The 19,239-nt window shown below is 40.4% G+C and carries 21 protein-coding genes and 1 tRNA gene; 5 read left to right on the forward strand and 17 right to left on the reverse strand.

Annotated features, from left to right (window positions below):
- Window positions 1-213: 213 nt before the first annotated feature.
- The 14 genes from J8L98_RS09950 to J8L98_RS10015 form a co-directional block, all read right to left on the reverse strand.
- Window positions 214-1,173 carry a flagellin gene (locus J8L98_RS09950; protein WP_210996281.1) on the reverse strand — a complete coding sequence of 320 codons (960 nt, stop codon included), beginning with the start codon at window positions 1,171-1,173 and terminating at the stop codon, window positions 214-216.
- A 323-nt stretch (window positions 1,174-1,496) separates the two neighbouring features.
- Complete coding sequence (gene flgL / locus J8L98_RS09955) at window positions 1,497-2,705, reverse strand: flagellar hook-associated protein FlgL (protein ID WP_210996282.1); 1,209 nt, start codon at window positions 2,703-2,705, stop codon at window positions 1,497-1,499.
- Window positions 2,706-2,707: 2 nt separating this feature from the next.
- Complete coding sequence (gene flgK / locus J8L98_RS09960; protein ID WP_210996283.1) at window positions 2,708-4,726, reverse strand: flagellar hook-associated protein FlgK; 2,019 nt, start codon at window positions 4,724-4,726, stop codon at window positions 2,708-2,710.
- A gap of 1 nt (window position 4,727) precedes the next feature.
- Window positions 4,728-5,693, reverse strand: a complete 966-nt coding sequence (gene flgJ, locus J8L98_RS09965) for a flagellar assembly peptidoglycan hydrolase FlgJ (RefSeq protein ID WP_210996284.1) — start codon at window positions 5,691-5,693, stop codon at window positions 4,728-4,730.
- 103 nt (window positions 5,694-5,796) lie between these two features.
- The gene (locus J8L98_RS09970) at window positions 5,797-6,891 is read right to left on the reverse strand and encodes a flagellar basal body P-ring protein FlgI (RefSeq protein WP_210996285.1); all 1,095 of its coding nucleotides are present in this window, start codon (window positions 6,889-6,891) and stop codon (window positions 5,797-5,799) included.
- Between the two features lie 12 nt (window positions 6,892-6,903).
- Window positions 6,904-7,587 (reverse strand): flagellar basal body L-ring protein FlgH, encoded by a 684-nt coding sequence (gene flgH, locus J8L98_RS09975; protein WP_210996286.1) that lies wholly within the window; start codon window positions 7,585-7,587, stop codon window positions 6,904-6,906.
- A 15-nt stretch (window positions 7,588-7,602) separates the two neighbouring features.
- A complete protein-coding gene (flgG, locus tag J8L98_RS09980; protein ID WP_010362181.1) occupies window positions 7,603-8,391 on the reverse strand; it encodes a flagellar basal-body rod protein FlgG in 789 nt (262 codons plus the stop codon).
- An 18-nt stretch (window positions 8,392-8,409) separates the two neighbouring features.
- A complete protein-coding gene (locus J8L98_RS09985; RefSeq protein WP_192506811.1) occupies window positions 8,410-9,174 on the reverse strand; it encodes a flagellar basal body rod protein FlgF in 765 nt (254 codons plus the stop codon).
- 156 nt (window positions 9,175-9,330) lie between these two features.
- Entirely contained in the window at window positions 9,331-10,704 is a 1,374-nt protein-coding gene (gene flgE / locus J8L98_RS09990; RefSeq protein ID WP_210996287.1) for a flagellar hook protein FlgE, read from the reverse strand.
- 43 nt (window positions 10,705-10,747) lie between these two features.
- On the reverse strand, window positions 10,748-11,422 hold the full coding sequence (locus J8L98_RS09995) for a flagellar hook assembly protein FlgD (protein WP_192506809.1): 675 nt from the start codon (window positions 11,420-11,422) through the stop codon (window positions 10,748-10,750).
- 15 nt (window positions 11,423-11,437) lie between these two features.
- Window positions 11,438-11,872, reverse strand: coding sequence for a flagellar basal body rod protein FlgC (gene flgC, locus J8L98_RS10000; RefSeq protein WP_192506808.1), 435 nt, complete (start codon window positions 11,870-11,872; stop codon window positions 11,438-11,440).
- 2 nt (window positions 11,873-11,874) lie between these two features.
- Window positions 11,875-12,285, reverse strand: a complete 411-nt coding sequence (gene flgB / locus J8L98_RS10005) for a flagellar basal body rod protein FlgB (protein ID WP_192506807.1) — start codon at window positions 12,283-12,285, stop codon at window positions 11,875-11,877.
- Window positions 12,286-12,367: 82 nt separating this feature from the next.
- Window positions 12,368-13,201, reverse strand: a complete 834-nt coding sequence (locus tag J8L98_RS10010) for a protein-glutamate O-methyltransferase CheR (RefSeq protein WP_210996288.1) — start codon at window positions 13,199-13,201, stop codon at window positions 12,368-12,370.
- 17 nt (window positions 13,202-13,218) lie between these two features.
- On the reverse strand, window positions 13,219-14,151 hold the full coding sequence (locus tag J8L98_RS10015) for a chemotaxis protein CheV (protein WP_192506805.1): 933 nt from the start codon (window positions 14,149-14,151) through the stop codon (window positions 13,219-13,221).
- 140 nt (window positions 14,152-14,291) lie between these two features.
- Here J8L98_RS10015 and flgA point away from each other — a divergent pair, with 140 nt between their 5' ends.
- The 3 genes from flgA (at window position 14,292) to flgN (ending at window position 15,818) form a co-directional block, all read left to right on the forward strand.
- Window positions 14,292-14,999: a flagellar basal body P-ring formation chaperone FlgA gene (gene flgA, locus J8L98_RS10020; RefSeq protein ID WP_210996289.1), complete on the forward strand. Its 708-nt coding sequence runs from the start codon at window positions 14,292-14,294 to the stop codon at window positions 14,997-14,999.
- A gap of 74 nt (window positions 15,000-15,073) precedes the next feature.
- A complete protein-coding gene (gene flgM / locus J8L98_RS10025; protein WP_210996290.1) occupies window positions 15,074-15,397 on the forward strand; it encodes a flagellar biosynthesis anti-sigma factor FlgM in 324 nt (107 codons plus the stop codon).
- A complete protein-coding gene (gene flgN / locus J8L98_RS10030; protein WP_210996291.1) occupies window positions 15,390-15,818 on the forward strand; it encodes a flagellar export chaperone FlgN in 429 nt (142 codons plus the stop codon). The genes flgM and flgN overlap by 8 nt, the downstream gene beginning before the upstream one ends.
- Window positions 15,819-15,881: 63 nt before the next feature.
- Here the strand turns inward: flgN and J8L98_RS10035 are convergent, their stop codons facing one another.
- Window positions 15,882-16,364 (reverse strand): LPP20 family lipoprotein, encoded by a 483-nt coding sequence (locus J8L98_RS10035; RefSeq protein ID WP_192506801.1) that lies wholly within the window; start codon window positions 16,362-16,364, stop codon window positions 15,882-15,884.
- 111 nt (window positions 16,365-16,475) lie between these two features.
- Between J8L98_RS10035 and J8L98_RS10040 the strand changes: the two genes are divergently transcribed.
- Both J8L98_RS10040 and J8L98_RS10045 read left to right on the forward strand, forming a co-directional pair.
- Window positions 16,476-17,666, forward strand: coding sequence for a flagella assembly protein FlgT (locus J8L98_RS10040; RefSeq protein ID WP_210996292.1), 1,191 nt, complete (start codon window positions 16,476-16,478; stop codon window positions 17,664-17,666).
- Between the two features lie 118 nt (window positions 17,667-17,784).
- Complete coding sequence (locus tag J8L98_RS10045; RefSeq protein WP_210996293.1) at window positions 17,785-18,516, forward strand: glutathione peroxidase; 732 nt, start codon at window positions 17,785-17,787, stop codon at window positions 18,514-18,516.
- 5 nt (window positions 18,517-18,521) lie between these two features.
- Here the strand turns inward: J8L98_RS10045 and J8L98_RS10050 are convergent.
- Together J8L98_RS10050 and J8L98_RS10055 are read right to left on the reverse strand one after the other, a co-directional pair.
- A tRNA-Arg gene (locus tag J8L98_RS10050) sits at window positions 18,522-18,596 on the reverse strand.
- 367 nt (window positions 18,597-18,963) lie between these two features.
- Window positions 18,964-19,239, reverse strand: a 276-nt coding sequence (locus J8L98_RS10055) for a hypothetical protein (protein WP_210996294.1), incomplete at its 5' end; no start/stop codon positions are given.

Raw genomic sequence — 19,239 nt, forward strand, 5'->3', positions numbered from 1 at the left:
AAGGGGCGTTAAGCCCCTTTTTGAAGTTTGAGAGTGAGTGTCAATAAATTAGCATGAACATTGGCATAGTTCATGCTTATAAATACTTGTTCATTGAATTGATGAACAGTTTGGATTAAAGCTCCTCCGCTTTGTTATCCAATCCGGTGTCCGTGTTAATACCCCATCAAACACGGACACCCATTTCCTAAACCTTAATACTTCCTTAAAACCTTACCCTAATAAGCTTAACGCTGCCTGTGGACGTTGGTTTGCTTGACTTAAGATTGTTTGGCTCGCCTGTTGTAAAATTTGCATTTTAGTTAAGCTTGCTGTTTCTTGGGCGAAATCTGTGTCTTTAATACGAGATTTTGCAGCTGATAAATTCTCTGAAATATTAGCTTGGTTACGAATAGTTGATTGGAATCGATTCTGAACCGCACCTAACTCAGCACGTTTTTTATCTACTACCGCAATCATTGCGTCCATACCCGCTAATACAGCTTGTGCATTCGCTTGTGAAGAAACACTAATCGAACCTGCTTGGAAAGTACCAGAGAACGTATAACTGTTAGCAACACCAGATACGGCACTCACGCCATCAGCAAGGGTTTGTAAAGATTTACCACCAATACCCTGCGCTATACCTGCAATACCTGATAGTGTAAAACCACCATTTGCTTGAAGGTCATTCGCCGTACCATCGACATTTTTCATGCTGAAGCCAATAGTCTGTACAGCATCTGATCCTACTTGGAAACTCGCTTCATAAGAACCATCTAGCAAGTTTTGACCACCGAAAGTGGTATCTTGCGCTACTCGGTTTACCTCTGCAGATAAAGACTGGATCTCTTCTTGTATTGCTAATCTGTCTTCATCTGTGTTTGAACCGTTTGATGCTTGTTGTGCTAACGTTCTAACACGCTGGAACATTGATGTTACTTCATCCATTGCGCCTTCAGCTGTTTGCGCTAAAGAAATACCATCGTTCGCATTTCGGTTACCTTGATTCAAACCGTTTATTTGAGAGGTCAAACGGTCTGATATTTGTAGACCTGCCGCGTCATCAGCTGCGCTGTTGATACGAAAGCCTGAAGATAAACGCTTAAATGATACGTCAAGCGAATTACCTGAATTATTTAACTGTCTTTGTGCGTTCAATGAACTTACGTTAGTATTTACATAAAGTGCCATGATATTTCTCCCAATGTAAACTTTTAGTTTACTCTCAAACTTATAACTTTAAGCCTTCAGTGCGTTCTGCATCTCCAGCTTGGTTACTTAAGTTATCGGAAGGCAAATAAAATCCTTTAGTATTTTTTTTAAAAAAAATATAATCCACTGATTAACAATCATAAAAAGTTTATTTCAGTTAAACGTGGAATATTAAGTTATTTTATGAAAAGTACTAACACTAAGATAAAAACCCCATATATTTCATATGGGTAAACTTAAAAAATGATAAAATAGAGAGTTAAGCTGGGCCGTAACCCAGCTTTCTAGGGGAAAACTTTTCTTTATAAGTATTCTAGTAATGAGAGATTCGTCAGGCGGCCAAAAGTTGCCTGTGAGGCTTGCAATGCAGTTTCATGCTTTGTTAATTCTGTAATGGCTTCAGCCATATCCAATTCAACCAATGTCGCCTTTGCTGATTTATTATTTATATCGAGGTCTGCATTCGCATTTACAATTCGTTCAGCGGTATTCAGTCTTCCCCCTAATCCAGACTGGGTTTGCGACACTAAATTTTTTGAATTCGTTAATCCAACTAAAGAGTCTGCCAACACTTGTTCGTAATCATCTTGGCTTAATGAAGAATCATTGAGCGCCGCTTCTAATTTGTTCAGTGTATTTAATGCATTCTCTTTTTTAGGTCGTTCTAAATCAAATGTCATGCTGGCTGCGCCGTTTGCCTTTACTTCCATACCTGCAATATTGGCACTACTTCCTGAATACGTACCAGATTGAATCGTACTACCACCTTGTAAAACATCATATGTTGTCGCTGAGGTAAAATTCACGGTGATTGTATTAGCCCCTGCAGGTGCACTCGGGCTCGCGTTGTATTGGGCTTTATGGAATACATCAAATTGCCCCTGCTCTTTTACATACACACTTGCAGTTGCAGGTAAAGTTGTCGTTCTGTCAATATCTAACCGTTTATGGGCACTTTCAAAAGCATCATACCCATTATCACTTGATTTTATCTCAACTCCTTCAGCAACTTTAATTTTGTGCTGACCTTGATCTCCGTTGTATTCATATTGACTCGTTGTACTGTTAAATGAATATGTTTGAGTATTATCTTGATATCCAGAAAATATATATCGACCATCTTCTGTTTTTGCGTTCATCAGATCGAGCACCGTTTCCTTAATTGAAGAGATCTCTTCAGAAATACCTGCTCGGTCTTCACTCGATAAAGCACCATTACCTGCTTGTACTGTTAGGACATGGGCTCTCGTTAAAGAGTCTTTAATATTATCCAACACACTTTCTTGCGTTTTTAAACGGCTATTCAGCATCGTTAAGCTTTTAGTATATTGCTCATTGGTTTGAATTCTATCGGTATAGAGTAAAGCTCTCGCTGTCGCAGACGGATCATCCGATGCTGTCAATACTCTCTTTTGCGTATTCACTTGCTGCTGCGCTTTGTTTACTTCTTGCTGATTGTTCAAAATCGAGTTTAAATTCGTTTTGTGCATTAAGTTATTTGATAAACGCATAATTACCTCGTTGCACTTAATAATGTATCGAAAATAGTTCGAGCGGTTGAAATTATCTGCGCTGAAGCAGAATACGACTGTTGAAAACGTAATAAATTAGCCGCCTCTTCATCTAAATTAACGCCTGACATAGATTCAAACCACGCTTCTGATTGCGCAGCTAATGCTTCAAATGCTGCGCCATTTGTTTTTGCTTGATTTGCAACAACTCCGACATCTGTCACTAACCCAGCATATGCTTCATTAAATGTTTGTAAATTATCAGCTGTGGACGTTGTGATAACATTTTCGCGGACCAATTCACTCGCCTGTAATTTACTGAGCTCTAATCCATTTCGGTTATCGTCAAATCCACCCGTATTAAACTCTACGGTAAAGCTATCACCTTCTTGCGTAGTCCCTTCAATGTTAAAATCAAACCCATAGGTATTAAATGGCGCACCAGCCGTCGATAAGATATTCTCCGCAGGCGGAGGAGCCAAAAATGTAACGGTACCACTACCATCAGTAACAGTGTATTGATTGGCCACCGCTGTTTTTTGCAATGTAATAGTTCCGTTAGTCAAACTTGGTGGTGGACCGGCCGTAAAATTACTTCCAGTACCAGTACTTGACACAGAGCCTACAGAAATATTGCCATTGCCAATATTATCTGTTGCTGTTTTTGTTCTAATGGGGGAGGCTAGTGCCAATTTTTCGGGTCTATCTGTTGCCAGCTCAATATTACCCGCTGCATTTGCATTGAGCTTAATCAAATGACTGTCCCCAATTGCACCAGTACCGGTTATCGCCACCTCTAAACCAAATGTATCGGGGGGGGTCGCTGGCCCTGTAAAAACAATGTTACCAGCCGTAATGGTTCCAGTTGATGGGGTACCAATGACGTTTCCTTTGCTATCAACAGCAGCCACTTCTACAGTTGTTAATCCCGTATAAGTAACCTTAAAATCTGTAGCAGGAATTTCATTGCCTTTTCCTGCTTCTAATGTTGCGGTAACAGCGGCGGTACTTGCAGCCGCATTCGTGCTGTATGCAAAACCTGTAACCGAAGGAATAGTAAACAAATCCCCACCTAAGTTACCATCTAAGTCCATCCCTTTCTTGTTTTGCTCATTAAATGCATCTGCCAATGCTATTCCAATTTGACCAAGTTGGTTCTGGGCTGGGTGTAATATTTCATCTCTAAATGCAAGTAACCCCCCTATTTTACCTTTTAACGTACTTGAGTTGACTTCTAGTGCAACAGCTTGCCCATCTCTCACGTCCAGTTTTAAATCTCGTACATTCGGATCAGGGTCTCCTGCCAATGAAAACGCATTAAAGGTACCATTTTCCATGACTAACGCTTGGCCTGAGCCTAAAAATACTAACTTTTCACCATTGGGACCATCTAATGTCTCTAAATCTACCAGCTCAGCCAAATCACTAATCGCTTGATCTCGTTCATTTAATACTGAACTCGACGCTTTCGTACCTGTTGGAGTATTTAACGATGCAACTTGTGCATTTAAATCGCTGACCTTCTGTATTAGGTTGTTCGCTTCATTTGCAAACAAGTCAAGCTGTTGATTAACAATATTACCTTGATCAAATACAATGCCAGACAACCTATCCATTTGCTCGGTCAAGTTCTCTGCATCGGTTAAAAATAAACCGCGGGTTACTCTTGAAGATGGTTGATTCATTGCTTCTTGTAAATTATTAAACAGAGAATTAATACTCTTATTTAAGCTATTTGAGTCTTCGGCAAACAATGTATCGACACGAGAGGCCTCTGTGACAAATTGCTCATAATAGGTTTTATTTGAAATATCTCTGTTTAATTGTTTTTGAGCAAACTCATTTAATAAGCGAACAGTTTCACCACGACCAACCTGATTTCCAATCATCGTAGTATGTTCCGTTCGTTCACGGATATACCCTTTGGTATTCAGATTTGAAATATTCTTACTCGTGGTCTGCAGCAATTCTGTACTCGCTCTAATACCACTGGTTCCAATATTCATTAAATTGAACGACATCTTAATTTACTCCCTTTCGAACCAACGATGTAAGCATGTCTTTTAAATCGCTACGTTGAAGTACGTTCTTTATTTTTGCTGCATATTGCGGATCAGTTGCATAACCGGCATCTTGTAAGGCTGATAAATATTGCTCGGGTTGCGCTACTTTTTTTAATGCGTCTTGATAACGAGGGTTTCCTTGTAAGAAATCCACGTAATCATTCATGCTGTCTTTTATTGTGTCGTATGCACGAAAACTCGCTTGCTTTTTCACCGGTAATCCATCTTCAAATTCCAATGTCAACTTTTTGGCACTTTGACCTTGCCACGCTTTGTCTGACTTAATATTAAATAAATTATTACTGCTCGAACCGTCTGCTTTAGCAATAATGTGTTTACCCCAACCAGTTTCCAATGCCGCTTGGGCTACCATTACAGCTGGATTAAGCCCTATTTTCTTAGCTGCTGTTTTTGCGTGTTCCCACATAGTTGATACGAAAGACTCAGGATCGTTAAATGATGCACTTTCGCTTGTAGTAGATGAGGTCGCGTTCACATGCGAAGGTTGCTTATCGAGTAACTCCCCTGCAGCACGTCTATCACTCTCAAAATCAGCACCTGTACGTAATACTGACGCCGGCGTATAACCCTGTGCATTGGGTGATAACTGCTGAACAATTAAGTCTGCCAGACCCAAACTACCTTTACTGGACAAATCCATTGATAATTGCTGATCATGCATTTCTTCAAAAAATTTAACGCCGCTAGAGTTAAAAGGGCTATTTTTATCTTCCATCGCCTCATTCGCTTTGCGCATACTTTTCATCAACATTTGGGTGAAAATTGATTCAAATTGTTGTGCCGCTTTTTTTAGCGCTTCATCAGAGGCGTTTGGATCGCCACCGCTTTTCAGTGCATCTTTTCTCAAGCTATTTAAATCGCTCAAATCAAAGAAATTCTGCTTTTCTAACGGATTTGTATTCATCGGCTTAATGACACTTAACTATTCATAACATCTATCAAGCAATATTCGAGCCAAAAAAAAGCCCTAATAAATTAGGGCTAACACATTGATTAATAATCAGCCTTTAAATGACAACTAATTGACCATTTATTGCACCGGCTTCTTTAAGTGCTTCTAGAATGGCCATTAAATCGCCAGGAGCTGCGCCTACTTCATTAATAGCGCGCACTAAATCATCTAGACTAATGCCTGGATCAAACACAAAAGCACGAGAATCGTCCGTATCTACGTCAATAATACTTTGCCTAGTGACAACGGTTTCCCCTTCCGCCAAAGGCTGAGGCTGATTGACATTTTGTTGTTCAGCAATTGTCACTGTCAAACCACCATGTGTAATTGCTGCTGGCTGTAATTTGACATTTTTACCTATCACTATGGTACCTGTGCGAGAGTTTACGATAATTTTTGCACTTGTATCTGCTGGTTTAAACTCCAGATTTTCTAGAGTCGATAAATAAGAAACTCGCTGAGACGGGTCTCTTGGTGCGATTACACGTACAGATGCCGCATCCATCGGTTTAGCACTATTAGGACCCACCAAATTATTGATTGTATCAGCCAGACGCTTAGCAGTTGTAAAATCAGGACTATTCAAATTAAAAGTGATAAAATCACCTTGTGTAAATGGGCTTTTAACTTCACGTTCAACAGTTCCTCCATTTGGCACTCGACCAACGGTGGGCGTATTAATGACCACCCTGCTGCCATCTAAGCCTTCGGCACCAAGACCACCAACAATCATACTTCCCTGAGCAATAGCATATACATTACCATCCACCCCTTTTAAAAAGGTTTGTAATAACGTACCTCCCCGTAAACTGCCCGCACTGCCAATTGAAGACACAGTTACATCAATCGTTTGACCGGGCTTAGTAAAAGGAGGCAAGTCAGCATGGACCGCAACCGCTGCAACATTCTTTATTTTTGGTTTCAAAGAAGACGGCAGAGTAATGCCAAAACCACTTAACATTGCTTTAAAGCTTTGTTCAGTAAAGCGGCTTGATTCACCCGTACCAGGCAAACCCACAACCAAGCCATAGCCTACTAATTGGTTAGAGCGAACGCCTTGCACCATACTTACATCCTTGACCCGTTCAGCCTTCGCTACTGGTACTAGCGTTATCAATAGTACAGATAAGAATAGATGACATAGTTTCATAATATTTGTGCCCTAAAATGGTAGCAACGTACTCATAAAGAATTGAGTTAACCAACCTGAACTTTGTGCTTCTTGGCCTTGCCCTTTTCCAGAATATTGAATACGAGCATTAGCAATCCGATTTGATTCTACCGTATTATCTGCAGCAACATCTGCTGCTCGAACGAGACCTTCAAGACGAATAAACTCTTCACCGGTGTTTAAAGTAAGCCACTTTTCCCCTCTAATGACTAAATTACCATTCGGTAGCACACGCATCACATTCACAGAGATATTACCAAATAGGCTATTTGATTGGTTTGCTTTACTGTCACCTTTAAAGGATGACTCTGAACCTAAACCAAATTGAATATTATCACCACCAATATTAACCGGAGTTCCATTAAAGCCTAATACCGGATCTAGTTTTAAGTCCGTTTCTTTATCTGTTTCACTGTTCGCTGCTTTAGATGCTTGCGTTGACTCTCTTAGTACAACAGTAATGATATCGCCTGTGCGTAGCGCTTTCTTATCTGCATATAAATCATTCGAACGATTTGGATTAAATAATGACCCAGTCGCAACGACTTGCTCTAAATCTTGTTCTGGATACATAGGCGCATAATAAGGGTCATCACGCACAACCTCACTATTTTGTGTCGACACGCAACCAGAAAGCAACATCAATGCCGCCACAATCATACATAAAGCACGCATACAACCTCCTAAAATTTATAACTGTTGATTGATATAACTCAGCATCTCATCCACTGAAGAAATCACTTTTGAGTTCATTTCATAGACTCGCTGGGTTTCAATTAAGTTGACCAACTCTTCAGTCACATTGACATTAGATGTCTCCAGTGCTCCTTGCACAATAGAACCCAACCCATCCGCACCAGGATTCCCTTGCACTGGTGCTCCACTCACAGCTGTTTCCGTATATAAATTCTGACCCATTGGCTCTAAACCAGATGGGTTAATAAAGTCACTTATAACTAATTGCCCAATAACCGTATTTTGTGCTTGCCCTGCGACTCTCACTGATACTTCGCCGTCTTGTGAAATTGTGATCGACTTAGCATCATCCGGCACATTCATTTCTGGTTGCACAGGGAAACCTGCACCTGAAGTAACCACTCTACCATTCTCATCGGTCGTAAATTGACCATTACGGCTATACCCAATGGTGCCATCTGGCATTTGAATTTCAAAAAAACCAGGACCTTGGATCATCCAATCTAAGGAGTTTTCAGTACTAAGCATATTACCTTGGGAGAAATTCTTTTGGTTTGCAACAACCTTGGCCCCTGCACCGAGCATTAGTCCTGAGGGTAACTCTGTATCTTGTGACGAACGACCACCAGGCTGATTAATATTTTGATAAAGTAAATCTTCAAAAATTGCTCTGCTCTTCTTGTAACCTACAGTACTAGCATTCGCGAGGTTATTCGAAATTACCGATATATCAGTTTGCTGGGCATCTAGGCCGGTTTTACTGATCCATAACGCTGGATTCATAACATATACCTCACTTCGTTAGACTATACGCAGCAGAGATACATGACGTTCGTCAATTTCTTCTGCTGTTTTCATTAGTTTCATTTGCATTTCAAACTGCCGCTGATGATTGATCATATCGACCATCTCATGCACAGGATTTACATTAGACATTTCTAAGGCACCGCTCATTACTTTTGCTGTGGGTGATACATCACAAAAACCACATAAACCATCATCTAGCGAGCCTTCTTTTGGCCTGAATAAACCATCATTTCCTTTTTCTAATTTGGTGTTATCTGCTTCAATGATCTTTAAACGATCTACCACTTCCAAAAAGTTTGCAGGTGCCCCCTGAGGGCGCACTTGAATCGACCCGTCATCGCTGAATGTCACCTTCTCTACCGGAATAGGTAAAATAATAGGACCACCTTCACCAACAACTTGACGCCCATGACTAGTTACCAGCGCTCCATCAGCAGTAATATTCAGCGTTCCAACTTTGGTATAAGCCTCTTTGCCACTTTTATCCATGACACTTATCCAAGACTTATCAGACACCGCGATATCTAGATCTCGCCCGGTTTCAACAATCGCGCCGCTGGTCATATTCGTACCAGGCCGCTCTTGCATCGCAAACACCCGAGTCGGTAACCCTTCACCAAATGCCTGCATGGAACGTGCTTGAGCAAAATCTGACTTAAACCCGGTCGTATTTGCATTGGCTAAATTATTTGCTTTAATAGCCACACCACGCAGGTTTTGTTTCGCACCAGACATAGCGATATAGAGCATTTTATCCATTGCATTGACCTAAAAATTCATCATACAAAGGATAAAGCAATTATAATGCCAACTAAAGTTTGACGGTCATATTTATAAATGAATGAATCGCTCATATACGGGAATAAATAAAAGGGAAGTGAAAAGGCCACATATGTGGCCTTTGAAGTTAATTGATTATCGAATTTGTAGGATATTTTGTTGTAATGTAGAGTTCACTTCTAAAGCACGGGAGTTCGCCTGGAAGTTTCTCTGCGCACTTATCAAATCAACAAGCTCATTCGTTAAGTTTACATTTGATTGCTCCAACGCCGAAGAATTAATTGATCCAAGTGTTCCGGAATTTGGCTCTCCCGCAATTGGCTCCCCCGAAGTTAGGCTCTTTTTCCAAGAGGTGCCTCCCACTTGTTGAAGTCCTTGAGAGTTAGAAAAGCGAACCATGGCAACTTGGCCTAAAAATGTTGAATCACCGTTACTATATGAGGCCACAATTTTTCCATCTGCACCAATATCAACTCCGGCTAAACGACCCACTGTTGCACCATCTTGCTCTAGTGCTTTCACTTCAAAGCGGCTCGCATATTGAGTCGGTAGTTTATTGGTGGTATTGGCTTCATCACGCCAATTCATACTCAATGGAGCTGGAAACGTAGCACCATTAGTTAACAATGTTGAAAGGCCTGTACCTGCACCACTTGGTAAAGGCAGTGCGCCAAACGTCCCACCAGCAACAACCGGTACCCCCGCACCAGCGACCCCTGCCGCAGAGTATGGGATCGTCGAACTCGGTAAACCTGTTGCATCGAATGTAAACCCTGCAATAGGATGTGGACCACCAGTCCCCGCTGTACCATCAGACGTAAAAGGTTGATTGTCTATGGTACCAAATACCTCCCAGTTATTTGCTGTGGCTGTTTTTCTGAAGTAAAGCTGTACCGTGTGAGGTTCACCTAACGAGTCATACACCGTTGTAGATGTTGAACTATTGAACGATGCACTGACTGCTGGGTCAAAAGCAATTGTGGGTTGCGCCGCTCTTGAATCAAGATTAAACGAAGAATACACATTTGTCGTCGCTCTCGGAGCTCCTGATGCATCTGGTATTTGCATTGCCGATGCAGTACTTAAGCTCACCGAGGTCGTTGCACCAGTACTTGGATCTACAGGGAAACCTTGTAAGAAGTTACCTTGCGCATCGGAGATAAAGTTATCCTTATTTAACTTAAATGCGCCAGCACGAGTATAACTATAATCCTGCGAGCCTAATTCAGAGCTCGTAGCAAAATAACCTTCGCCTGTGATTGCTAAATCTAGCGAATTGGCTGTAAATTGCAATGAACCTTGGTGAAATTGCTGAGCAACCATGGTCGTTTGTGCGCCATCACCATTTTTAGTTTTTCCTGAACTAAATACTGATGATGCATAAACATCAGCAAATTCAGCCCGAGACTCTTTAAAACCCGTGGTATTAACGTTCGCGATGTTATTTGCGGTGGTGTCCAGATCTTTTTGAGCAGCCGCTAAACCTGTTAATGCAATATTAAAACTCATACTCTTACCTCTTGTACGTAAGGCCTATTCTATAAACTTTGAATTAAGCGATTTCAGCGACGTCAGTAAGCCTTACTGCGCCCGCTTTTGTATTGATGATTATTCCGTTAGCGCCATTAACATTGACACTATCGATATTTTTAAAGGTTGCTGTCGGCAAGCTGGTGAATTCACCGTTAATGTTTGCTTCTGCCTTTATCTCATAATCCCCTTCGGGCATAGGTTCACCATCTCCATTCTTACCATCCCACTCGAACCGAATTGCACCTGCTTTTTGTTCCCCCATATCAATAGAACGTACTAACTGGTTTGATTCATCATAAATATTTACGACCAATTTTTCCGTTGGCTTCGCTGAAACGATAGAGCCTCGTGCTGAACCGCTAGCACTTAACTCCAAAGTATCCGATTCAAGTAGCGCTTTCTTACCAACCAAAGTTGATGCTTGTAACGCAGAGTTGGATGTCATTGAGGCAGACAAAGACTCAAATTTTGTATTCAAATTTGAAATACCTTCCGCCATTGTAAAGCTCGTCATTTGTGCGATCATTTGGTCATTATCAGCAGGTTTACTCGGATCTTGATAAGATAACTGCTGGGTAAGCAAGGCAAAGAAATCCTCTTGCTTTAACGTATCATCTTTTTCTACTGGCTTTTGTTTATCTGGCCACCGTAACGAATCAATATGACTGGACGTTTGACTTACTTCGCTATTCATTGGCTAGTGCCCCCGTTAACGCTGGCCAAGTAACAGAGTTTTACTCAGCATTTGTTTTGCTGCATCTGCCACCTGAACATTTGTTTGATACGAACGTGAAGCGGAAATCATATTTGTCATCTCCTCAACTACATTCACATTTGGTTTATAGATATACCCATCTTTGTCGGCACTTGGATGATTGGGACTATATTCAACCTGAAGTGGTTTATCACTTTCAACGATCCCCAATACCTTAACTCCCACTGATGCCCCTGCTGAGTTTGCATTTTGTAATTCATTTGCTTTAGTAAGTTCAGCTGCAAATACAGGGTGCCTTGCTCGATACACCTCATTTTGGCTTGAACTAATACTATTTGCGTTAGATATATTACTCGCAGTGGTATTTAGGCGTATGTTTTGCGCACTCATTCCTGAACCCGCTATGTCAAATACATTATATAAACTCATAATTAAGCTCCTTGACCGCCTAGGGCTTTTTTCAACCCTTTAAATTTACCAGTGAGAAATTGCAAACTTGCTTGATACTCTAATGCATTCTGTACATACAAGTTTCGTTCCACTTGTATGTCAACTGAATTACCATCGCCCGTATCTGTTTGATTTGGATTACGAAATAGCTCTACACCACTGTTTAATTTAGTACCACCGGAGAGATGTTTGTCATTGGTGCGCAGCATTGTATTGCCACTTTGCTGGTTAGATTTTGCCGCTTTAAATGCTCGTGCAAAATCAATATCTTTTGCTTTGTATCCAGGGGTATCCGCATTAGCAATGTTACTTGCTAATATTTCTGCTCGCTGAGAACGGATAGCTATTGTCTGGGGGTGAACACCTAAGGCTTTATCAAAACTAATCGCCATAACGTAACTCCAAAAATTTGACTATATGGAGTTAAAGCAATTCTTAGGCCAAAATAAAAAAGGCGGTAAAAACCGCCTTAAATCATTGTTTTTTCTGGTATATAATTCCAGGGTTACAACGGATCATATCAAACTCATCACTCAAGCCCGCCATTGATTCCGATGCACCAAGAAACAAATACCCTTTGGGATTTAGAGCTTGGGCAAATTGAGCTATGATTTTTGCTTTCACTTCTGGGGAAAAGTAAATCAGCACATTACGGCAAAATATAACATCAAACTTACCCATCAAAGCATACGAGTCAAGTAAGTTTAGATGTCTAAAATTGACCATTTTCTTCACAGGCTCTACCACCTGTGCCATGCCGTTACCACTGTCTTTAAAAAACTTTTGCCGACGTTCGGATGATAACCCTCGAGCAAGAGCCAGTGCATCATATTCAGCATGTTTGCACATATCAAGCATGGTGTTTGAAATATCAGTACCTACAACCTGTACACCCATTTTCAAAGCGCCAGGGCTTTTAGATTGATATTCACTTGCTGACATACCTATTGAATACGGCTCTTGTCCTGACGAGCTCGCTGCTGACCATATTTTCACCGACCGTCGTAATTCACTAAATTCTGGGAAAATCTTAGTTTTAAGAAGTTCGAATGGGTAAGAATCTCTAAACCACAACGTCTCGTTTGTTGTCATTGCATCAACAACGGCGGCACGCAATTGCCGCTCATGTGGGCTCAATGTTTTTGCAACCAACTCCGACAATGACTGAACACTAAAACGTACCATGAGTGGTGCTAAGCGACTCTTTACCAAATACAGCTTGTTATCGCCAAGCACAATACCACATTGCTGCTCTAAAAAGGTTCTAAATTGATCGTACTCGTTTTGCTGAAGATGCTTATTTTCCAAAGTATTACCGCCATTCATTAATCACAGTGAACCCATTTTTTAACCGCAGTCGCCAATTCATCCGGGTTAAACTTCGCGATAAAATCATCAGCACCCACTTTCTCTATCATGGCCTGATTAAATACACCGCTCAAAGAAGTATGTAAGATAACATGTAAAGGCGCCAACTTAGGGTCCGCTTTTATTTCCGCGGTTAACGTATATCCATCCATTTCAGGCATTTCCACATCTGAAATCAATAATCCAACCCTTTCCGTTATGTCATTTTGACAATCATCTTTAGCAATTTCTCGCAGCCTAATTAATGCTTCTTTACCATTCTTAGCTAATTCAGTTTGAACGCCCAATGGTTCAAGTGCACGTTTAACCTGATTCCTAGCTACCGCAGAGTCATCAGCAATAAATACGATACGCTCGCCAAGGTCTTTCTGCATCTCGCCATCTGATACAATATCTTGGCTCACTTCGGTATTCACCGGACAAATTTCATTGAGTATTTTCTCAACATCGAGTATTTCTACAAGCTCATTTTCTATTTCAGTTACCGCTGTCAAATATGAATATCTACCGGCCCCTGAAGGTGGCGGCATTATTTTTTCCCAGTTCATATTTACAATACGTTCAACTGCGCCAACTAAGAAGCCTTGAACAGAGCGGTTGTACTCAGCAATAATTATAAAACAATTCGCTATGTCTTCGATCGGTGGACCACCAACCGCTAGCGACATATCTATCACAGAGATAGTCTGTCCGCGAATATGTGCTACACCTCTTACATAAGAGTTAGACTTGGGCATGTTAGTAAGTGGAGGACACTGCAGTACCTCCCGTACCTTAAATACGTTTATGCCAAAACGTTGACGCCCCTTCAACCTGAACAGCAATAATTCTAGGCGGTTTTGCCCTACCAACTGTGTTCGTTGGTTGACCGAGTCTAAAATACCAGCCATTTCAATCTCCTACATATAAAACTGCTTGCCGGAACGATATTTGCTTACACTACTAAGGATAAGATTTACCTTGAAGAGGTGTCACAATTAACGCAAAATCTTTATACCTTGTTTCCCCTGATAAGCATAGTCGAAACATCATGAGTTTGTTAAAAAAAACCAAAACCTGCGGGTTTTTTTGCGCGATGGTCTATATTCTAGCCAGTTACCAAGTATCTGCGAACGACTATAGCACTAAAGAACTAGAAGAATTAGCACAAAATTTTGTTGCGTCACAAACAATAACTAAAGCCGATGTAAAAACCAAATTTTCAACACTGCCATTAGATACTCGGATCCCGTCAAAATTCTGTGTGCAAGAATTGCAATTAAGTACCGCAGCTAAACCTCCTTTTAATCGTCAAGTTACTGTTCAAATCCGTTGTACCCAAGCGCCAACATGGACCCAATATGTTCACGTGCGGATCAATGAAATGTACCCTATTATTGTCAGCACCCAACTGATATCTAAAGGAGAGTTGCTCACAAAAGGACACTTAAAAATTGAATACAAGCCAAAACAATTCGTTCGAGCAGCGTATATTGAAGATTTATCTCTACTCATTGGAAGTAAAAGTAAACGAACTTTGCGAGAAGGTATGCCCATCGGGGCGCACCAAGTATGTATGGTTTGTAAAGGAGATATGGTTACTATTTTCGCGAAAACGCGTACTTTGACAATAAAAACTTCAGGTGTAGCACTACAAGATGGTAATCTTGGAGAGCAGATTCGCGTTAAAAATCAGAAGTCTGGAAAAACAGTTTCTGCTAGAGTAAAAGATGTTGAATCTGTAGAGGTTAATATCTAAAAAATTTGCTAAAGTTAAAGGTATATTAGTCGATAACCTAAACATGGTGTTTAGTAACCTTGGGTCAATAAATTATGGTTAATAATATTAAAGGTCAGGCACAGCCAAATAGTGTGCTCAATAATGTTAAGCAACAAAAAGCTGAATTGCAAAAAAATGAGGCTCAAAATGTCGCATCGAATATTAAAACGCCGCAAAAAGCAGCAACTGATTCTGTAAGTTTAACACCACAGGCACAACAATTGAAAAGCATGCAAGATAAAGCGCAAGACGCTCCTGCATTCGATAGTAAGAAAGTGGAAGAACTTAAGAAAGCCATCAGTGAGGGCAAATATCAAATTGATGCACAAAAGCTGGCAAAAAATATAGCGGCATTTGAGTTCGATATGTATGGCTGATCACCTTAAACTATGTACGCATAAACTCGAAGTTCAAATCTCAAATCTAACCACTTTGACCCAGTTGTTAGACTCAGAGCTTGATATTTTGGCATCCAAAACGGGTGATGGCCTCAAAGATGCTGCACGTGAAAAACTAATACTCCTCACTGCAATCCAGAAACTTGATAAAGAGCTATCTACCTTTCCTTCAGAGGTTTACCTAGAAGATCCAATAACAGAGTTAACCGGAAAAATTCAAACACTATTGATAGAGTGTAAAAATAAGAATGATGTGAATGCAAAAGCTGCGCATCATGCGCAACTAAGTGTACGACAACTAAAAGAAATTTTGATTGGTACTCCAGGCTCAATCACCTATGGCCAAGATGGCAGTGTTATTGCTGGAAATAGTGAATTAGTGAAAGATATTAAGGCATAGTTAATTTAATTACGCCTTTGTCTATTTTTGAGCCAAGTCAAGTTCAATACCATTTACACTTTATTAGTAGTAAGTAACTCTTTTCACTTTCCTTGGTTTAACTTGTGTAATATATAAGTCATGCACGCGCTTCATGTCTAGCTCAAGTTCCGTTGCATAGGTATCCCCAACGGCATAAGACTTGACCACTCGAGCTCCTCTAATCACACCTTTGACCTGGCTCTTTAGTCCATCGTTTTGTGCAATTGCTCCTTTAACTGTCATTTCTGAAGACAAGTTCTGTCCATATACCTGCTCTGTAAGCTCTCGGTAAGCTTCCAATTTGGACACCTTAAGCGCCATCAGCATTTTTTGTGCGTCATTCATACCTGGCTGTGCGCTGAGCGGCGCATAACCGATTGCTTTAATGACTGGATAACTATCTGGCTCGACATAACTATATTCAATATGCTTATCGAACATCGAACTACACCCAGCTAACCAAAATAGTATCACTATCAAAATAATCGATTTTGAGTTCACTATCGAATAAGAAGGTATTTTCATTATTAATTGCCTCTAGAACTTAGTTACTAATTCTTAATGCACATTTCTTGCCAATAAATATGGCATATCTATTGCTGTATTAATTTATAAGCGTTCTAGTGGAGATCAATCATGAATCAGTTAACCCTTTTTTTGAGTATATTATTGTATAGTATGGCGGCAAAAGCTGAGTGGTACGAAGTAACAGGCTATGCAAATATATTAGATAGCAACGTTGCCGATGCTCGAAAAAGCGCAGTTCAAGATGCGATTACACAAGCATTAATTTTTTCCGGCGCAACAGTATCCAGCGTACAAACGGTTGCTGATGGCTTGCTAAGCCAAGATCAATTGAAAGTCAAAGCACATGCAGAAATACAACAAGCCACTTTGATCAGTGAAGAACAAAATAATAACGATTACATGGTGACTTTACATTTAGATATATATGCAACCCAAGAGCATTGCACCCATCAACAATTTAATAAGCAAGTTACCGTCACCCAGAGCCAACTTATACAACCACATCAAGCTCGTCTTGGTCAAATATTTGACATCGCAAAAGCAAGCTCCCAAAGACTGTATAACACAATGATGGAACGTGCTACAGCAATTAAGGCTGTGCCATATATCAACAGCGCTATAAATGTTCGCCCTTTTTTCTCTCAAAGGTTTGACTACGACCCAGCACTTATCGAAACCTTAAGTAACAATAGCAACAGTCAATATGTACTATTTAGTCAAATCACCGATATTGCGCAAGGTAAAAAGCTAAACAATGACTATGCGTTTTGGGAAGATGACCAATATGTACGTAGCTTTAAGGTAGATTTTGCGCTTTATGACGCGATGACCCGAGACAGACTATGGCAAAAACACTACGCTGTTCAGGGGATCTGGCCATTCGAAAAAACAACTCTTATTGATGTATATAGTGATGAATTCTGGCAATCAAATTACGGTGACCAAATACAAAGCATTTTTAATAAGGTTTCCCAAGACTTGAATAGCGCGATTGGCTGTATGCCAACTAAAGGGAAAATACTACATATTGATGGTGAACGTTTAGCTATCAATTTAGGTCGAGTTCATGGCATTAAGCCAGGGCAAACTCTTGCTATTATGCAAAAAAACAATTTCACAACCCAACAAGGGATGATACTCAATAACCACAGACAAACAATAGATCAGTTGAAGGTGCTTCAGGTTAACGATCAAACAGCAATTACGACTAACGTAAATATGAGACCACTAAGTAATATCCAGCTGAACGACATTGTCAAAGTGATTATCAAAGAAGATGACACCTTTTCCCTCAACTAGTCTAAACTCTGAATGTTAAATGCTTATCAAAAAAACAGATTGCATTAATTCATTCAATCTATTTTACTGAGAAGTAAGATGTTGCCATACTGACAGCATCAAATTTAAGGAGCGTACTATGTTAGAGAATATCGAAGGCAAAAAAATACCACAGGTCACTTTTTCAACTCGTAACAATGAACAATGGCAAAAGATCACGAGCGAAGAAATTTTTAAAAATAAAACCGTGGTCGTTTTTTCGCTTCCGGGAGCTTTCACTCCTACTTGCTCATCTACACATTTGCCACGTTACAATGAACTTGCCAGTACCTTCGCTAAAAATGGCGTTGATGAAATAGTATGCCTATCTGTCAATGATACATTTGTTATGAATGCATGGGCACAACACCAAGAAGCGGATAAAATTCGCTTACTTCCCGATGGAAACGGTGAGTTTACAGATGGAATGGGTATGCTTGTTGACAAGAATGACTTAGGCTTTGGTAAACGAAGCTGGCGTTATTCCATGCTTGTCAAAGATGGTGTAATTGAAAAAATGTTTATTGAACCAGATGTACCTGGCGACCCATTCGAGGTCTCTGATGCTGACACTATGTTGGATTACATAAATCCGAGTCAAATTAAGCCCCAAGCTATTAGTCTATTTACTAAGCCTGGCTGTCCTTTTTGCGAAAAAGCGAAACGTTTGCTAAAAGAACATGACTTTAATTTTGAAGAGATCACTCTTGGCAAAGGCATAACCTCTACCAGCCTCAAAGCAATGAGTGGCAGAGATACCGTTCCTCAAGTGTTCATTGCTGGCGAACACATTGGTGGGTCTGATGATTTAGAATTATATTTAAAGAAATAACATACTGGCGTCCCCGGCAAGAATCGAACTTGCATCTAAAACTTAGGAGGTTCTTGTTTTATCCATTAAACTACGGGGACTCCTAAAACATCTTAAGTATAACAATTTCCAATTAAAATTGAATATCTTACCGTAAGATTTTGATAGAACATTAGGGGCTGTTGATCTTTGCTGTTCTATTTTTGTTCTCTTTGAGCATGCTTTTATCGCGGCGCTTAATATGTGGCCTAGTAATCTAAGCGAATATTAAGCAACAAAGAGACAGGGAGTACTCAAAAGAACCGGTAGGCAGTGCTTGATTGGCTTTTCTACTATGTTATCGGCAGACTCACATGGAATAACCATGCTACGCAGCCTCCACCCTGTATTAAATTCAGTCAAACTGCTGCAAAAATGAACCTAAAAGATCAACAGCCCCTAGTATATCCCATAATTTCATTTCAATTTTTATGACGAACACATGTTATTCTGCTGTAAAATATCCAGCAGCATCTCAGCGTCTGAAAAGCCAACTAAGTGGGTAACAACCTGCCATTTTGAGTCAATCACAATAACGCGGGGAACAGATAAATTAGGCAATGCAGCAACCAGCCCCTGAGGGGCTACGATCGCAGGAAGTGTGTTAGACATACGTCGCAAAGTTTGTTTGTAGCCTACCTTATTCCCATTAATTCCTACCATAACAGGGTTAAGCTCTCGACAAATCACCGCAAGTTCGGTTAA

The organism is Pseudoalteromonas sp. MMG013 (genome assembly GCF_018100885.1).
Lineage (GTDB): Bacteria > Pseudomonadota > Gammaproteobacteria > Enterobacterales > Alteromonadaceae > Pseudoalteromonas > Pseudoalteromonas aurantia.

What these genes read in the sequence shown, in the direction of transcription:
- J8L98_RS10035 (WP_192506801.1), bottom strand. Translation starts at nt 16,364, where the DNA reads ATGAAAATACCTTCTTATTCGATAGTGAACTCAAAATCGATTATTTTG.
- J8L98_RS10015 (WP_192506805.1), bottom strand. Translation starts at nt 14,151, where the DNA reads ATGGCTGGTATTTTAGACTCGGTCAACCAACGAACACAGTTGGTAGGG.
- flgM (WP_210996290.1), top strand. Translation starts at nt 15,074, where the DNA reads ATGGTTAATAATATTAAAGGTCAGGCACAGCCAAATAGTGTGCTCAAT.
- flgC (WP_192506808.1), bottom strand. Translation starts at nt 11,872, where the DNA reads ATGAGTTTATATAATGTATTTGACATAGCGGGTTCAGGAATGAGTGCG.
- flgJ (WP_210996284.1), bottom strand. Translation starts at nt 5,693, where the DNA reads ATGAATACAAATCCGTTAGAAAAGCAGAATTTCTTTGATTTGAGCGAT.
- J8L98_RS09950 (WP_210996281.1), bottom strand. Translation starts at nt 1,173, where the DNA reads ATGGCACTTTATGTAAATACTAACGTAAGTTCATTGAACGCACAAAGA.
- J8L98_RS10045 (WP_210996293.1), top strand. Translation starts at nt 17,785, where the DNA reads ATGTTAGAGAATATCGAAGGCAAAAAAATACCACAGGTCACTTTTTCA.
- flgN (WP_210996291.1), top strand. Translation starts at nt 15,390, where the DNA reads ATGGCTGATCACCTTAAACTATGTACGCATAAACTCGAAGTTCAAATC.
- flgK (WP_210996283.1), bottom strand. Translation starts at nt 4,726, where the DNA reads ATGTCGTTCAATTTAATGAATATTGGAACCAGTGGTATTAGAGCGAGT.
- J8L98_RS09995 (WP_192506809.1), bottom strand. Translation starts at nt 11,422, where the DNA reads ATGAATAGCGAAGTAAGTCAAACGTCCAGTCATATTGATTCGTTACGG.
- flgG (WP_010362181.1), bottom strand. Translation starts at nt 8,391, where the DNA reads ATGAATCCAGCGTTATGGATCAGTAAAACCGGCCTAGATGCCCAGCAA.
- flgE (WP_210996287.1), bottom strand. Translation starts at nt 10,704, where the DNA reads ATGAGTTTTAATATTGCATTAACAGGTTTAGCGGCTGCTCAAAAAGAT.
- flgH (WP_210996286.1), bottom strand. Translation starts at nt 7,587, where the DNA reads ATGCGTGCTTTATGTATGATTGTGGCGGCATTGATGTTGCTTTCTGGT.
- J8L98_RS10040 (WP_210996292.1), top strand. Translation starts at nt 16,476, where the DNA reads ATGAATCAGTTAACCCTTTTTTTGAGTATATTATTGTATAGTATGGCG.
- flgA (WP_210996289.1), top strand. Translation starts at nt 14,292, where the DNA reads ATGAGTTTGTTAAAAAAAACCAAAACCTGCGGGTTTTTTTGCGCGATG.
- J8L98_RS09970 (WP_210996285.1), bottom strand. Translation starts at nt 6,891, where the DNA reads ATGAAACTATGTCATCTATTCTTATCTGTACTATTGATAACGCTAGTA.
- flgB (WP_192506807.1), bottom strand. Translation starts at nt 12,285, where the DNA reads ATGGCGATTAGTTTTGATAAAGCCTTAGGTGTTCACCCCCAGACAATA.
- flgL (WP_210996282.1), bottom strand. Translation starts at nt 2,705, where the DNA reads ATGCGTTTATCAAATAACTTAATGCACAAAACGAATTTAAACTCGATT.
- J8L98_RS09985 (WP_192506811.1), bottom strand. Translation starts at nt 9,174, where the DNA reads ATGGATAAAATGCTCTATATCGCTATGTCTGGTGCGAAACAAAACCTG.